Below are 14451 nucleotides of genomic sequence, written 5' to 3' on the forward strand. Positions count from 1 at the left end.
TTCCCAATTGTTTAAATAGAGCTGCAAAAGAAGTAATAGTGTTTATATAGGTCTATGGGCTTGTATAGCGTTAAGATTTTATAAGATAAGGAAGTAAGATGGCATTTACAGTTACGTTTATAATTTTATTGATTTTTTGGATATTAGTATCTGGTTTATTTGACTACTGGCATTTTACGTTGGGAATAATATCATGTGCGTTGGTTGCATATATGTCAAGCAGTGTATTGTTTAAGAATAATAAAGTAAGGGGAAAGTCCTTCACGGAAGTATTACGATTATTAACATATTTGCCTTGGCTCTTGTACCAGATAATTTTGGCGAATCTACAAATTGCCTATTTAGCATTGCACCCAAGGATGCGGGAGCTTATAGACCCACACATAATAAAGTTTAGAACGAAACTTAAAAAAGATTTATCCCTTGTACTCTTTGCCAATTCGATAACACTAACTCCTGGTACAATTACAGTACTTATTGAGGATGATCAATATTATGTTCATGCCATAAACAAATCTATTGCTGCAGATTTGCCAGGCAAGATGGAAGAAAAGGTAGCTCAGGTATTTTTGGAGGATTAGATGGAGAATTTCTCTTTAATTATTGCGTTAGCAATAGGTTTTTTAATGATGTTAAGTATATACAGGGCGGTTTTTGGGCCTACCATATTTGACAGAATAATCGGTTCCGGATTCATTGGCACCAAGACTATCATCCTTCTTGTTCTTATTGGATTTATCTATAATAGAATAGATATGTTTATTGATTTAGCCATAGTATACTCAATCTTAAGCTTTACTGGAACCTTGTTATTTGCCAAGTACTTTGTGAGAAAAGGAGACAAGTAGATGGTTATAGCGTCAAAGATTTTGATTGTGTCAGGTCTGTTTTTTCTGACTACTGGTGTAATAGGTTTTTTACGGTTTCCGGATTTTTATAGCAGAATGCACGCAACCGGGAAGGGGGATACTTTAGGGGCATTGCTTATTCTACTGGGATTTGCCCTGTATAATCTTCATCATGGATTTGTATGGCTTGATATCGTTCAAAGTGTTAAGCTTATATTAATAGCAGTCTTCTGGATTATCGCTAGTCCTACGGCCACACATGCTCTGCTTAGATCCACATTCGAGTCAGGTGTTCAGCCGTGGACAAAGGATGGGAAGACTGTAATAGATTGGCCATTAAAAGAGGAGAAATAAATGATTTGGCAATTAGATATTATTCTCTTAATATTTGCAGCGATTGTAGCCATTGCTGCCATAAATGTTAAAGATTTATTGGCTTCTGTTGCGCTCCTTAGCGCATTCAGCCTTTTCATGTGTCTAATATGGACGGAGATGGGGGCTGTGGATGTGGCATTTACTGAAGCTACTGTAGGTGCTGGAGTAAGTACTGCATTTTTTATTGTTGCGGTATATAACACAACTAGGAGGTCAAAAGATTGAGGAAGCTACTATCCATCATTATTATTCTTATAGCTGGGGGGGTGCTTGTATACGGAGTAAATGATTTCCCCAAATGGGCAGATCCAGATCAACCAGCCAGTACTCATGTTTCACCAAAATATATTGAAGAGATTTATGAGAAGACAGCTGTCCCCAATATGGTAACTGCGGTTCTTGCTGACTATAGAGGCTATGACACCATGTTTGAGACCGCAGTTATATTTACAGCTGGCATTGCAGTTGTAATGTTATTAAGGAGAAGGTCATAAAATGATTAGAAAATATGATAACATTATAATCCAGACAGTTGGCAGGATTATGATACCATTTATGCAGGTTTACAGCCTTTATGTGTTGGTTCATGGGCATGGAAGTCCTGGCGGAGGTTTTCAGGGAGGTTGTATCCTGGCTGCAAGCTTTATCCTAATGGCGGTAGCCTATGATATAGAGGAGATAAACAGACGCTTTAAGGAGAGGAGGGTTCTACTTCTTTGCAGCCTGGGTGTTTTTCTTTATGTCGGAACTGGTTTTCTGTGTATGTTTTGTGGTGGTAATTTTTTAGATTATGGCTTTCTTAGTAAGATTTTGCCAACGGATGAGATTATGGCGAGGTACTATGGGATGGCGATAATAGAGACTGGTGTACAGATTACGGTTATGGCTGTGATGGTCACTATATTTCTTGATTTAGCAACAAGTGGAAAACATGAGGGTATGTTAAAGGAATAGGATTATGGAATATATTATAGGTAAAATTAATTATTGGATCTATATAGTTCTAATACTTACCGGTTTTTTTGCCATGATGGCAAAGGGCAATCTTATGAAGAAGCTGATTGGTATGAATATCTTTCAATGGTCAATAATTCTCTTTTTTGTCTCCATCGGAGCGAAGAAGGGTGCTACTGTGCCTGTTCTTGGCGGACATGGCGCTGTGCATGATGTTATTCATGCGGTAGATTACATAAATCCATTGCCCCATGTTCTTATGCTTACTGCTATTGTAGTTGGTGTGGCAACAACTGGAATTGCATTGACACTGCTAATTGTGCTGTATAAGAAGTATGGTACCTTAGAAGAAAATGAAATAATTGAGGAGTTGAAAAGATGATTATGGAACAATTGCCAGCACTTATCGTTGTCACTCCTTTAATTCTTGCTTTTATTGTTCCTATTGTAGGATGGTGGAATAAGAAGTGGTGTTATCCAATAGTGTTTATTTCGCTTTTAATTAGTTTCTTATCCTCAATTGGCATTATCCATACTGTCATCACTGAGGATCAGCCGATTCACTATTACATGGGTGGTTGGCCACCTCCCTGGGGTATTGAATATGTTATTGATTATTTAAATGCACTTGTGCTAGTGTGCGTTGCTTTTGTTTCCTGGGTAGTTTCCCTTTATGCGAAGAGGTCTGTTGAGAAGGAACTTCCCGAATCAAAGGTGCCTTTATTCTATACACTCCTGTTGCTGCAGGTGGCAGGTCTGTTAGGGATTTGCGCAACCGGCGATATGTTTAATCTCTATGTGCTTTTAGAGATTGCCTCTTTTGCAGCATATGCAATTATAGCAATGGGAGAGCGGGGTTCTGTCTTTGCCTCTTTTCGGTATGTGATCTATGGTACAATCGGAGCCTGCCTCTATCTCATCGGAGTGGGGTATCTATATATTAGTACTGGTTCTCTTAATATGGCGGATTTATCTCAAATTTTGCCTGAGTTAATAAATTCTAAAGCAATATTAGTTGGATTTGCTTTTTTCTTGGTGGGTGTTGCGATAAAAATGGGTATTTTCCCCCTTCATTCATGGTTGCCGGATGCATATACCCTAGCTCCATCTGCTGTAAGTTCATTGCTTGCTCCATTATTTACCAAGGTCGGTGCATATGTTATTATCAGATTGATGTTTACTGTGTTTGAGCCTTCATTTTCAATAGATGATTACCCGGTGACAGAAGTATTGGGTTGGATATCAGCAATTGGAATAATTTTTGCCGGAGTAATGGCACTTTCTCAGACTGATTTGAAACGGATGTTTTCATATTTGATTGTAGCGGAGATGGGTTATATAGTGATTGGTATCGCTTCAGCAAACAGGCTAGGATTAACCGGTTCCATACTTCATATCGTCAATGATATATTTATGATGACATGCTTGTTTACTGCAGTTGGTGCAATCTATTATCAGACAGGTACCAGAAATATCTATGAACTTAAGTGTTTGCATCGAAAAATGCCTATTACCCTGGCTGTCTTTGTAGTTGGGGCTTTGTCAGTTGTTGGGGTTCCCCCTTTCTGTGGCTTCTTTAGTAAATGGTATTTGATACTGGGCACGATTCAATCAAAGGAATGGATGCTTTTAACAGTGCTACTAATTAGCAGTTTAATCAATGCGGTTCTTTTCTTCCGTGTGCTTGAAAATGCCTATATTGAACCACGTGAAGAGGAAGATCATGCTCATCATCATGATGAAGTACATCATAGTGTTGTTGCTTTAGATGAAGTGCCTATGAGTATGCTTATGCCAATGATAGTAATTGCTGTTGGTATTATTCTTCTTGGAATTTTTAGTGGAAATATTGTTAATAATATAATTGATTTTGCCATACCTTCATCATTATTATAAAGATTACGATGAAGGACATTCTATTTGCTAATGTTCTCAACATTTAATAGTATGCATAATTATAAATAGATGTTTTTAACACTCTGTTTATATGCTAGTAGTACCCGCCAATTCTTCAAGGGTCTAAAAGTAATTGACGTGTTTAGTTTGTTGAGTGTATAATTATGTTCACAAGTTAGTTGCCACTTTAATCTTCTAAATAGAGAAGAGGTTATTGGCTGCAAGCAGATATGAGAGACACATAGCCTTATTATGAGGAGACGTGTCTTGTCATTATCAACCGAGATTGAGAACCTTTACCTTTCTGTGAAATTATATATTAAATTTTAATTAAATAAAAGATTTTGAATAGGAAGAATAAAAGCACTAGAAGACTAATATTTGGATATTCAACAATAGGAATTCAGTTAGCCGTCACTCTATTGCTTTTTGTATATGGAGGATATAGGTTAGATAATTATTATAAAACAACTCCCTTGTTTGTCATTGCGGGTACAATTATTGGAATGATTGCAGGCTTTTACAATTTGCTTCAGGGCATAAAGCAGATTGAGGAAAGTACGAAAAGAGAAAAAGAAGAAGTTAATAATACAAAAAGCAAATGGCTATGATTATTTAGTTTTTTCATAATTAACTATGTTTAAATTTTAATATTTAAGAGGAATTTAATATGCTTCAGCTTTTGCACACTATGAAGTATTTAATAGTATCTGGTGGTGGCCATGGTGAAGAGGAATCTGTTAGCGAAGTTGTTATTCATCACCTTACGGATCATGTTATTACCTCAGGTTTTATAGGTAAAATAAACGAGCAATTTCTCAACACAAAGCTTTTTGGCATCTTTGATATGAGGATTACCCGGTGGGTAATTATGATGTGGATAGTATCAATTTTATGTATGTTAATTTTTATACCTCTTGCTAAAAAAATTAAGAAGGAAAAGAATGGTTCAAAATCTAAATGGATTAATCTGTGGGAGGTCCTCATCGGTTTTATTCACGATGATATAGTAGAAACGAATTTTGACGCACATTATGTAAAAAAGGCTATGCCATATATGTGCAGCATATTTTTCTTTATTTTATTTTGTAATTTGTTGGGTCTTGTGCCGGGGATGTCAACCGCTACTGGTAACCTTGCAGTAACTGGCGGATTAGCCGCATTTACGCTTATAGGAATGATTGGTGTTGGGATGATTAAACAGGGTCCTTTATGGATTTTCACGGGGATAGTTCCCAAGGGTATTCCCTTCTTTCTATTCCCCTTAATGTGGGTAATAGAGTTGTTGGGTCTGTTTATTAAACCCTTTGCACTGACTATTCGACTTTTTGCGAATATGACGGCAGGGCATGTAGTTGTTATTATCTTTTTATTTATTTCAATCATGTTTCACAGTCTATTAGTCGGAATAGGATCAGTTACTGGCGCACTGATGATATACTTACTTGAACTATTAGTATCTTTTATTCAAGCCTATATTTTTACTTCACTTTCAGCAATGTTTATTGGGCAGTCAATGCATGCTCATTGAGTGAGTTTTAAATTATAATAATTTGATTACAGGAGGAATAGATGGAAGGTTTAGGTCTATCTTACTTTGCAGCGGGTATTGGTGCGGGCTTAATAGTGCTTGGCGCTTCGTTTGGAATTGGAAAATTAGCAAGTACAGCTCTGGAGAGTACAGCCCGTCAACCAGAGAGTAGTGGTGATATTAGAACAACAATGATTATTGCTGCTGCATTAATAGAGGGTTTTACTTTTTTTGCTTTGGTTGTAACATTTATGTTAGCTACTAAATAGTATGCTTTAGTAGCGAGGGCTTTTACCAATGAAGTCCATAAATTGAAAATATGGATAGTGAAATATGGATGCTATAAGGGAAGGGCTTTTAAAAGTTGATCCGGGATTATTCCTTTGGACAGTAATAACTTTTCTTGTTTTGTTCTTGATATTATGGAAAGCTGCTTGGAAACCGATAATCGAGGCGCTTGGAGCTAGAGCAGAAAAGGTGAAGGGCGACATTGAAAGGGCTGAAAGCAATCGTATTGAGGCTGAAAAACTACTAGCTCAGCATAAAGAGATGATGGATAAGGCTAAGGATGAAGCGAACAACATTATTACAGAGAGCAGATCTCATGCTGAAAAGGTAAAGAGTGATATGATTGAGAAGGCCAACGAGGAATCAAAGGAGATTATTGAAAAGGCTAAAAGGGAAATCAATTTGGCAAAGGATAAGGCTATAATTGATTTGAAAGCTGAAGTGGTTAATTTATCTACGGATATTGCATCTAAGATAATAACCACAAATTTAAAACCAGAGGATCAAAGGGATTTGGTAGAAGAGGTTTTGAAGAATTTAGAATCACAGAAATTTGTTCAATAATTGCTTATTTATAGGAGAACGCGTAATAAATTATTATCAAGTTCCGCATAAAAGATTGTGAGCATTTATTAGAATGAGTATACAGAAGTAAGGAATTTGGCACTATTTAATGTGTATAGTAGAGAAATATAGTTATTAACGAATAAACTCCCACAAGTTTGGGAGTAAATAATAATTAAATCACTAATTATAGGGATAGTAGTTTGGCAATTGATGAGATGACAAGAGCCTATGCAGGTGCATTGTTTGATATAGGTATTGAAAAGGGTAAAATAGATCAAATTGAAGAGGAGCTAAATTTTATTACTGTAATAGTAATAGAGAATAGGGATTTTAGACTCTTTTTAAATGCGCCAAGTATTACTAAGGAATCTAAGAAGAAATTTATTGAAAAAATATTTTCAGGCATGTTATCAGAGACCTTTATGAGTTTTTTATATGTACTGATCGATAAGGAGCGACAATCACGTATCTCTGAGATCAATGAATCTCTGATTGAATTGATCGATTTCGAAAACAATAGGCAGAGGGTTGAAATAGTAAGCAACGTGGGTCTGGATAAGGATATACTGGAAAAGATTGAGTATATTTTAAGTAAGAAGCTTAATAAAAATATTATTATTACAGAGATTATTGATAAGTCTATATTAGGCGGTGTTATAATAAAGATTGGTGATTTAATCTATGACGGCTCGATCATAAAGGATCTTCAAAAAATAAGGAGAAATCTTTTAAGCAGAAAAGTCAGGAGTGAACTGTGTTATGAAGATTAAAGCAGAAGAGATAAAGTCAATTATCAGGAAAGAGATTGAAGGATATAAATCAGAGATAGATTTAAGTGAGGTGGGGACAGTCATTCAAGTTGGAGATGGAATTGCCAAGATATATGGCTTGAATAATGCTATGGCAGGTGAGATGCTGGAGTTTAAGAATGGTGCCTATGGTTTGGTATTTAATCTTGAAGAGGACTCAATCGGCTCTGTTATTTTTGGAGATTACTTGACCATCGCTGAAGGGGATGCTGTGAAGAGATTAAACACGGTTCTGGCAGTTCCAGTTGGAGATGAATTATTAGGAAGGGTGGTTAATCCGCTTGGGATCCCATTAGATGGCAAGGGAGCCATAAACGCTAATAACAAGCGTCCTGTAGAATATCTGGCGCCAGGCATTGCTGATAGACAGCCGGTTAACGTGCCGCTTCAAACCGGCATTAAGGCAATTGACTCAATGATCCCCATAGGAAGGGGGCAGAGAGAACTTATTATTGGCGATAGGAAGACAGGTAAAACTGCGATTGCGGTTGATACAATAATTAATCAGAAGGGTAAGGACGTTATTTGTGTATATGTTGCAATCGGCCAAAAAGCCTCGACTGTCGCTGGAGTTGTTGAAAAGCTTGAGCAATATAATGCCCTTGATTATACAATCGTGGTTATTGCTAATGCCTCTGATCCCGCTCCCCTACAGTATATTGCCCCATATGCGGGTTGTGCTATGGCGGAGTACTATATGTTTGATAAAGGTAAGGATACACTATGCATTTATGACGATCTTTCCAAGCAGGCGAATGCATATAGGCAATTATCGCTTCTATTACGCAGACCCCCTGGGAGGGAGGCTTATCCTGGTGATATATTTTATTGTCACTCCAGATTGCTTGAACGGTCAGTCAAGCTCTCTGATGACAATGGGGGCGGCTCTCTTACTGCATTGCCCATTATAGAAACACAGGAGGGTGAGGTCTCTGCATACATCCCAACTAATGTTATATCAATAACGGATGGCCAGATTTACCTTCAACCAGGTTTGTTTGCCTCTGGAGTAAGACCTGCAGTGGATGTTGGTATTTCAGTATCACGCGTTGGGGGTAATGCTCAAATTAAGGCCATGAAGAAGTATGCAGGTTCATTGAGATTGGATCTCGCTCAGTTTAGGGAACTTGAGGCCTTTGCCCAGCTTGGAACAGAACTTGATGATGCAACTCAAACCCAGCTAGATAGAGGGCGCAGGCTTGTTGAAGTGCTGAAACAGGGTCAGTATATTCCCATGTCAGTTGCTGAACAGGTAGCAATTATTTTTGCTGGGACTGATGGTGCTTTGGATAAAATAGAAATTGAGGATATAAGTAATTTTGAAGTGGAATATTTACAATTTTTGAATGATTCTCATCCAGCTATTTTGGAAGGGATATTGAATACAGGCGAGTTGAAGGATGACTCTAGGTTAAGTCAAATTACCTCTGAATTTGTAGATAAATTTTTATTTAATCGAAGGCCTGCAGTTAATGAAGATAATAAATAGTCGTAGAAATGAATAGAAAGGATTGAGGTTGTGGCAACTCAAAAAGAAATAAGGAAGAGAATACAGTCTGTATCTACTACAAAGAAGATTACTAAGACCATGGAAATGGTTGCAACTGCAAAGATGAAGAAGATGCAGGACCGCCTTAATGCCACCAAACCATATTCATTAAGAACAAAAGAGTTAATCTCTCATATAAAAGAATCTGGAATAATGGATAGTGATATACCTCTGATGAAAGAGAGAGAGGATCCCAATCGTGTGCTTTTAATTATGATAACGGGTAATCGTGGGCTTTGCGGCGGATATAATATGAATGTGATTGATAATACCCTCAGTTTGAAAGACAAACTCGAAAGGGATGATGGGAGAGAGGTCTTACTCTATGCGATAGGGAAAAAGGGTAAAAATTATTTTGATTATATGGATATTCCGATTTATCAATCTGTTCAGAATAGAGAGGATAAATTAACCTTTAATGATGCCTCAGAGTTTGGTGATGAATTAATAGATTTATTCTTAAAGGGCGAGATAGATGATGTTTATGTATCATATACTGGGATTGTCTCATCAACTTCTCAGAAGCCAGCAATTATAAGATTATTGCCCATAACATATACAATGGATGTTGATAGTGAAGATTTATTAACTAAGATGCCAGTGCAATATATCTTTGACCCAGAGCCATATAAGGTTTTGTCATCATTATTGCCGTTATATATTAAAGTAAGTATCTATACATATTTGTTAGAATCGGGATTTTCAGAACAATTTGCACGAAGGGTCGCAATGAAAAATGCAACAGATGCGGCTATTGATATGGTAAAGGAACTAACTGTTAAATATAACAGAGCCAGACAGGCAAAAATAACAAATGAGATAGCGGAGATTGTGGGCGGCGCATCAGCGCTGGAATAATGTAACATCAAGGAGCATACTATGAGTCAGGTAAAAGGAAAGGTAGTCCAGGTTATTGGATCAACGCTTGATGCGGAGTTTCCTGAGAATCAGATTCCAGAGATATATAACGCACTTGTCTTGGAAAGAGATATTATGGGAGAGAAGGTTAGCACCGTATGTGAGGTCCAGCAGCATTTAGGAGGTAATAGGGTAAGGGCTGTTGCCTTAGCATCCACTGATGGAATACAGAGAGGCGTAGAGATAGTTGATACTGGTGCGCGGATTTCTGTTCCTGTCGGGGAAGAGACTCTAGGCAGGGTTTTTAACCTTCTTGGTGAAACGATAGACAAGAAGGGAGAATTAAAGGTTAAAGAGAGGAGACCAATTCATCAGGAACCACCCAAATTCGAGGAATTGGAGCCTGAATCAGTGATTTTTGAGACTGGTATAAAGGTCATTGATTTGCTTGCACCATATATTAAGGGCGGTAAGACAGGCTTATTCGGAGGCGCGGGGGTTGGAAAAACTGTTATTATAATGGAGTTAATCCATAATGTCGCTCAACATCATGGTGGATATTCAGTTTTCGCTGGTGTTGGCGAAAGGACAAGGGAAGGTAATGATTTGTGGTTAGAGATGCAGGAATCTGGCGTCATTAATAAGGCATGCCTTGTTTATGGACAGATGAATGAACCCCCTGGAGCGAGGTTAAGGGTAGGGCTCAGCGCTCTTACTATGTGTGAATACTTCAGGGATATGTCAGGAACAGATGTTCTTTTATTCGTAGATAATATTTTTAGATTTTCTCAGGCGGGTTCTGAGGTTTCAGCCCTTTTGGGAAGAATGCCATCAGCAGTGGGATATCAGCCAACATTAGCTACAGAGATGGGCGCATTGCAGGAGAGGATTACCTCAACTAAGCATGGATCCATTACCTCTGTGCAGGCAATTTATGTCCCTGCTGATGATTTGACTGATCCTGCACCAGCAACTGCCTTTATTCATCTGGATGCAAGCACTGTTCTTTCAAGACAGATCGTTGAAAAGGGGATATATCCTGCTGTTGATCCTCTCGATTCATCCTCAAGACTTCTTGCTCCAGAATTGGTTGGGGAGGAGCACTATACTGTAGCGATGGAGGTTAAGAGAATTTTACAAAGATATAAGGATCTCCAGGATATAATCGCAATTCTGGGAATGGATGAACTCTCTGAAGAGGATAAACTACTTGTCCAGCGTGCAAGAAAGATTGAACGATTTTTGTCCCAGCCCTTTTTTGTGGCAGAACAGTTCACAGGGAAGGCCGGAAAATTCGTTAAGCTGGAAGATACAATAAGAAGTTTTAAGGGACTTATTGCTGGCGAATACGATGACTTGCCAGAACAGGCCTTCTACATGATAGGAGCCATTGAGGAGGCAGTTGAAAAAGCCAATAAAATGAAGTCTGAATCATAAGATACAGGATTATTCGTAATAATTTAGGTATCTGTTGTTTAGCTACTATTGTATAGTAAATGATGAGTATTCATAAAAGAGCAAGCGGAATGGTTAGGGCCTGCCTTACTATTAAAGTATATAATAACTTAAAAAGATATAGATATGGATAGAAAAATAGAATGTAGTATAGTTACCCCAGATAGGATTGTATTTGAGGGTCAGGCTGATCTTATGGTAATTCAGGCGCATGATGGAGAGGTAGGTTTTATGTATAATCATGCGCCATTTATATCCGAATTAGGGAATGGTGAGGCCAGGATGCGCAATGGTGATCATACTGAGTATCTTATTGTGGAAGGTGGTTTTGTCGAAATACGAGATAATACACTGATCGTGCTAGCAGAAAATGCTTACAGGAAGGATGAGCTTTGTAAAGCTGAGATTCAGGAGAGTATTGAGGAAATAAAGAATATCCCAAGAATCATTGACACTGAAGAGGGATTAAGGCTTGAAACTGAGCTTAAAAAACAGAAGGCACGGTTAAAAGTCGCTTCCAGGTGATGAATTATACCCATTCAAATTTGTTTATTAATAATACCCACTTTTATAATCTGAACAAAATTAAACTGCAACTTTACAACTCCCATCATAGCCAACATTAATAAATAATCCCAGAATTAATTTAGGTTCAACATTAAACAAAGAATTCTTTTTTATAATTGTGTTGAATTAAGCAACGCTAATATGGTTAATTCAATAACTATATTTAATTATAAATGTATCCGATATTATAGATGGATCTCTCTTTAATTGTTGTAACTTCGAAGTTAGTCATCAATTTTTGAGAACTTGCTCTTTTATTTATTTCCCGCCAGCTGGTTGAGAGACTTCAAAATTAGTGAGATCAATTTGTTTCTCTTTCTCTCTATGCTTGGAGGGGTATTATTGGATTTACTATTATGACTATGTCACGTTACAGCGGCAAAGGGCAGGTATAAAAATTAACTTGCATTTTAGGTTTTTGTTTCACAAGATTACTATAATATGGCAGATTTTTTTATTTTTTTCAGAATATTCTCATATAATGATTTATTATTAATGATGTAATGTTGTAGAATATAAATTGTAACCGCTACTTTACGCAGTAAGTCATAAAATTAGATTTTGATGAAGAATAAGATGATAAAAGAAGGGGACAGCATTGAATTAGACTTTTATGAGAAGAGATTTGAAGAGTATGCAGAGTTTCCAGAAAAGAAAGCTGATAGTGAACTGATTGGGGAGGATGGCGAACTAAATGAGGAAAGTGATGGAATTAGTGAATATGGGGAGTTGGAGGAGATTGCGGATTTTAGAAATGAGGTTGTAGAATCAATTCCAATAATTGATGAACTTGTTGATAGCACTTTTTTTGATGGAGGGCATATAGACAGAAGAGTCATTGATACAATTGATGTTGAATTGTTATCTGCTGAGGTTGATACTCTTACACAAATAGTGGGAGTTGAGGATGCGAACTCATTGATTTCATCTAATGAAGATGATGATGAGACACGAGATAGGGTAGAATATACAAATCTCGTTGAAGAAGAGAATTTTGCAGCAGTTGCATTTGCTGATAGGTCAATTGAAGATGTCAAAGATACTGAGGTATTGTCAGAAGATGAGACAATTACTTTATCTACAGATGAGTTAGAGAACATCATAAATGATCCAGAGCTGGATGATTCTTATTCCTCGTCAAAAGAAATTGAACAAAATAATTATGAGGAAGCGAAACAGGGGAATAAAAATAGTGTCAATTTGAATGAAACACTAAATAATAAGAACAAAAATACGATTACCCTAGAGGTGCCCAATTGTGTATTAGATAAATTACCAGAAGATTTTAACATGTCTGAACTTAGTATGGTTAATTTAAAGGAGGCTGAAGAGATTGCAAATGAGGATTTTCAATTTACAACTGAGGATGAGTTTATCAAAGAGTTAGATGAATTAGATCTTATGCCGATACTTAATACTACTAATGAAGAACTTAAAGATGATGTAATTACGGATGGATATGTTGAAGAGAAGGATGTGGTTGGGAAGAGTGAGGAGAGAATGACAGATTTAGAAAAATCAAAAAAGGTATCAGTGAAACATGAAGAGATTGATCAAATGATCTTAGAGGAGGTTGCTAACTCCAATGGTATGGATTTAAAAGGAAATGAGAACCAATCAATTATAGAAGAAATACAAGATGAAAGTATAATAGTGATAGATGATACTCCTGAGGAATTAAATAAGAAAGAGGTGAAAGAGGGTACAGAAATTATTGAATCAGTTGAAGAAAACCAAGAGGGTGAAATGGATTTATCTGTGGGGGATATGGAAGAGCCTATTGTCAATGATAGATTAGAATTACATGATGATGAGGGAAATGAATCATTTGATTTGCCTACGGGATCGTTAAATATTGATAAAACTGAAGATAATTTATATATAATTGATGATGAGGTGATGGTAGAGGATGAGGAGAGTGAGTCTATATTTGAGGATGACGAGTTAGAAAAGATAAGTACTGGGATTGTAGAAATAGCGGAGGGTGAAGCAATAATTCTAACTGAGACAGATGCACAGGAGAATCTTAGAGGTCTTGGTGGTATAACAAGTGATATTACCCCTGATAGTGAAGATATGTTTAATGATACAGGGGAAAAATTTGTAATGAAAGATGAAGAAATAGACTATATTGATCGTTCATTTACAGGAAAGGGATTTGGGGATTATATCAAGGAGGATAAGGGGGACGATGATGAGGTTGAGGATAAGGGGATTGATTCCATGTCAGAATTATTAGGTCTTAAACTTGATGAGATGGATGTAATTGAAGACAAGATATATGAAAATGGAAATGGAGTGAATGATCATTATAAACTTGCCAATACCCTAACGGCTGTATCAGGTGAGACTAAAAGAGACGATGTTCCCTTTAGGGAATGCACATATCTACTTCCAATGGATAAGAGTTTAATAGGCGAAGAGAAAAGAAGCATTGAAGTTGATTTGTTATCATCAAGCGCATTAGTTGTTGAGGAGGACGTAAAGGAGATCATTAGAAGATTGGAGAGAAAGTCTAGGAAGAGGGTGGGTGATACAGAGGATATAGCTGATATAAGCGATGATATTATAATAATTGAAGAAGTTTCCGAAAAGGATGAGCGACAGGAGCTAGATCAAAAAGAGATGAAAAAGTTATTGAAATACCTAAATGGACTTTTAGAGAAATTGCCCGAGAATGTAATAGAGAATTTTGCCAAATCTGAGTATTATGAGCTATATAAAAAAGCATTAGAAGATTCTGATGGTTAAGTG

Annotated in this window: 18 protein-coding genes; all 18 read left to right on the plus strand. The window is 37.0% G+C overall.

All coding sequences use genetic code 11. From position 1 onward, the window contains the following. Window positions 1-98: 98 nt before the first annotated feature. The 18 genes from SVZ03_16745 to SVZ03_16830 all read left to right on the plus strand — a co-directional run bounded on the left by SVZ03_16745 (window position 99) and on the right by SVZ03_16830 (window position 14448). The gene (locus tag SVZ03_16745) at window positions 99-581 is read left to right on the plus strand and encodes a Na+/H+ antiporter subunit E (GenBank protein ID MDY6935852.1); all 483 of its coding nucleotides are present in this window, start codon (window positions 99-101) and stop codon (window positions 579-581) included. Further along, window positions 582-848 carry a monovalent cation/H+ antiporter complex subunit F gene (locus SVZ03_16750; GenBank protein MDY6935853.1) on the plus strand — a complete coding sequence of 89 codons (267 nt, stop codon included), beginning with the start codon at window positions 582-584 and terminating at the stop codon, window positions 846-848. Continuing rightward, window positions 849-1202 (plus strand): monovalent cation/H(+) antiporter subunit G, encoded by a 354-nt coding sequence (mnhG, locus tag SVZ03_16755; GenBank protein ID MDY6935854.1) that lies wholly within the window; start codon window positions 849-851, stop codon window positions 1200-1202. Continuing rightward, a complete protein-coding gene (locus tag SVZ03_16760; GenBank protein MDY6935855.1) occupies window positions 1203-1448 on the plus strand; it encodes a hydrogenase subunit MbhD domain-containing protein in 246 nt (81 codons plus the stop codon). Beyond that, on the plus strand, window positions 1445-1717 hold the full coding sequence (gene mbhE / locus SVZ03_16765) for a hydrogen gas-evolving membrane-bound hydrogenase subunit E (protein MDY6935856.1): 273 nt from the start codon (window positions 1445-1447) through the stop codon (window positions 1715-1717). Before SVZ03_16760 ends, mbhE begins: the two co-directional genes overlap by 4 nt. A gap of 1 nt (window position 1718) precedes the next feature. Continuing rightward, complete coding sequence (locus SVZ03_16770) at window positions 1719-2177, plus strand: Na(+)/H(+) antiporter subunit B (protein MDY6935857.1); 459 nt, start codon at window positions 1719-1721, stop codon at window positions 2175-2177. A 4-nt stretch (window positions 2178-2181) separates the two neighbouring features. Next, a complete protein-coding gene (locus SVZ03_16775) occupies window positions 2182-2559 on the plus strand; it encodes a cation:proton antiporter subunit C (protein MDY6935858.1) in 378 nt (125 codons plus the stop codon). Next, window positions 2556-4073, plus strand: coding sequence for a monovalent cation/H+ antiporter subunit D family protein (locus tag SVZ03_16780; GenBank protein MDY6935859.1), 1518 nt, complete (start codon window positions 2556-2558; stop codon window positions 4071-4073). Before SVZ03_16775 ends, SVZ03_16780 begins: the two co-directional genes overlap by 4 nt. 344 nt (window positions 4074-4417) lie before the next feature. After that, the gene (locus SVZ03_16785; protein ID MDY6935860.1) at window positions 4418-4684 is read left to right on the plus strand and encodes an AtpZ/AtpI family protein; all 267 of its coding nucleotides are present in this window, start codon (window positions 4418-4420) and stop codon (window positions 4682-4684) included. Between the two features lie 59 nt (window positions 4685-4743). Beyond that, window positions 4744-5604, plus strand: a complete 861-nt coding sequence (gene atpB / locus SVZ03_16790; protein MDY6935861.1) for a F0F1 ATP synthase subunit A — start codon at window positions 4744-4746, stop codon at window positions 5602-5604. 41 nt (window positions 5605-5645) lie between these two features. Continuing rightward, a complete protein-coding gene (gene atpE, locus SVZ03_16795; protein MDY6935862.1) occupies window positions 5646-5873 on the plus strand; it encodes an ATP synthase F0 subunit C in 228 nt (75 codons plus the stop codon). 64 nt (window positions 5874-5937) lie between these two features. Then, window positions 5938-6456 carry a F0F1 ATP synthase subunit B gene (gene atpF, locus SVZ03_16800; GenBank protein MDY6935863.1) on the plus strand — a complete coding sequence of 173 codons (519 nt, stop codon included), beginning with the start codon at window positions 5938-5940 and terminating at the stop codon, window positions 6454-6456. A 203-nt stretch (window positions 6457-6659) separates the two neighbouring features. Further along, entirely contained in the window at window positions 6660-7229 is a 570-nt protein-coding gene (locus SVZ03_16805; GenBank protein ID MDY6935864.1) for a F0F1 ATP synthase subunit delta, read from the plus strand. Further along, a complete protein-coding gene (gene atpA, locus SVZ03_16810; protein MDY6935865.1) occupies window positions 7219-8757 on the plus strand; it encodes a F0F1 ATP synthase subunit alpha in 1539 nt (512 codons plus the stop codon). Before SVZ03_16805 ends, atpA begins: the two co-directional genes overlap by 11 nt. A 30-nt stretch (window positions 8758-8787) precedes the next feature. Continuing rightward, entirely contained in the window at window positions 8788-9675 is an 888-nt protein-coding gene (atpG, locus tag SVZ03_16815; GenBank protein ID MDY6935866.1) for an ATP synthase F1 subunit gamma, read from the plus strand. A gap of 21 nt (window positions 9676-9696) precedes the next feature. Further along, a complete protein-coding gene (gene atpD / locus SVZ03_16820; GenBank protein ID MDY6935867.1) occupies window positions 9697-11112 on the plus strand; it encodes a F0F1 ATP synthase subunit beta in 1416 nt (471 codons plus the stop codon). A 144-nt stretch (window positions 11113-11256) separates the two neighbouring features. Next, window positions 11257-11655 (plus strand): ATP synthase F1 subunit epsilon, encoded by a 399-nt coding sequence (gene atpC, locus SVZ03_16825; protein MDY6935868.1) that lies wholly within the window; start codon window positions 11257-11259, stop codon window positions 11653-11655. A gap of 618 nt (window positions 11656-12273) precedes the next feature. Continuing rightward, window positions 12274-14448 carry a hypothetical protein gene (locus SVZ03_16830; protein MDY6935869.1) on the plus strand — a complete coding sequence of 725 codons (2175 nt, stop codon included), beginning with the start codon at window positions 12274-12276 and terminating at the stop codon, window positions 14446-14448. The last annotated feature ends 3 nt before the right edge of the window (window positions 14449-14451 follow it).

The organism is Spirochaetota bacterium (assembly GCA_034190085.1).
GTDB lineage: Bacteria > Spirochaetota > UBA4802 > UBA4802 > JAFGDQ01 > JAXHTS01.

Bases quoted from the DNA above. Each gene is read 5' to 3' on its own strand.
- SVZ03_16745 (MDY6935852.1), top strand. From the start codon at position 99: ATGGCATTTACAGTTACGTTTATAATTTTATTGATTTTTTGGATATTA.
- SVZ03_16750 (MDY6935853.1), top strand. From the start codon at position 582: ATGGAGAATTTCTCTTTAATTATTGCGTTAGCAATAGGTTTTTTAATG.
- mnhG (MDY6935854.1), top strand. From the start codon at position 849: ATGGTTATAGCGTCAAAGATTTTGATTGTGTCAGGTCTGTTTTTTCTG.
- SVZ03_16760 (MDY6935855.1), top strand. From the start codon at position 1,203: ATGATTTGGCAATTAGATATTATTCTCTTAATATTTGCAGCGATTGTA.
- SVZ03_16770 (MDY6935857.1), top strand. From the start codon at position 1,719: ATGATTAGAAAATATGATAACATTATAATCCAGACAGTTGGCAGGATT.
- SVZ03_16775 (MDY6935858.1), top strand. From the start codon at position 2,182: ATGGAATATATTATAGGTAAAATTAATTATTGGATCTATATAGTTCTA.
- SVZ03_16780 (MDY6935859.1), top strand. From the start codon at position 2,556: ATGATTATGGAACAATTGCCAGCACTTATCGTTGTCACTCCTTTAATT.
- atpB (MDY6935861.1), top strand. From the start codon at position 4,744: ATGCTTCAGCTTTTGCACACTATGAAGTATTTAATAGTATCTGGTGGT.
- atpE (MDY6935862.1), top strand. From the start codon at position 5,646: ATGGAAGGTTTAGGTCTATCTTACTTTGCAGCGGGTATTGGTGCGGGC.
- atpF (MDY6935863.1), top strand. From the start codon at position 5,938: ATGGATGCTATAAGGGAAGGGCTTTTAAAAGTTGATCCGGGATTATTC.
- atpA (MDY6935865.1), top strand. From the start codon at position 7,219: ATGAAGATTAAAGCAGAAGAGATAAAGTCAATTATCAGGAAAGAGATT.
- atpD (MDY6935867.1), top strand. From the start codon at position 9,697: ATGAGTCAGGTAAAAGGAAAGGTAGTCCAGGTTATTGGATCAACGCTT.
- atpC (MDY6935868.1), top strand. From the start codon at position 11,257: ATGGATAGAAAAATAGAATGTAGTATAGTTACCCCAGATAGGATTGTA.
- SVZ03_16830 (MDY6935869.1), top strand. From the start codon at position 12,274: ATGATAAAAGAAGGGGACAGCATTGAATTAGACTTTTATGAGAAGAGA.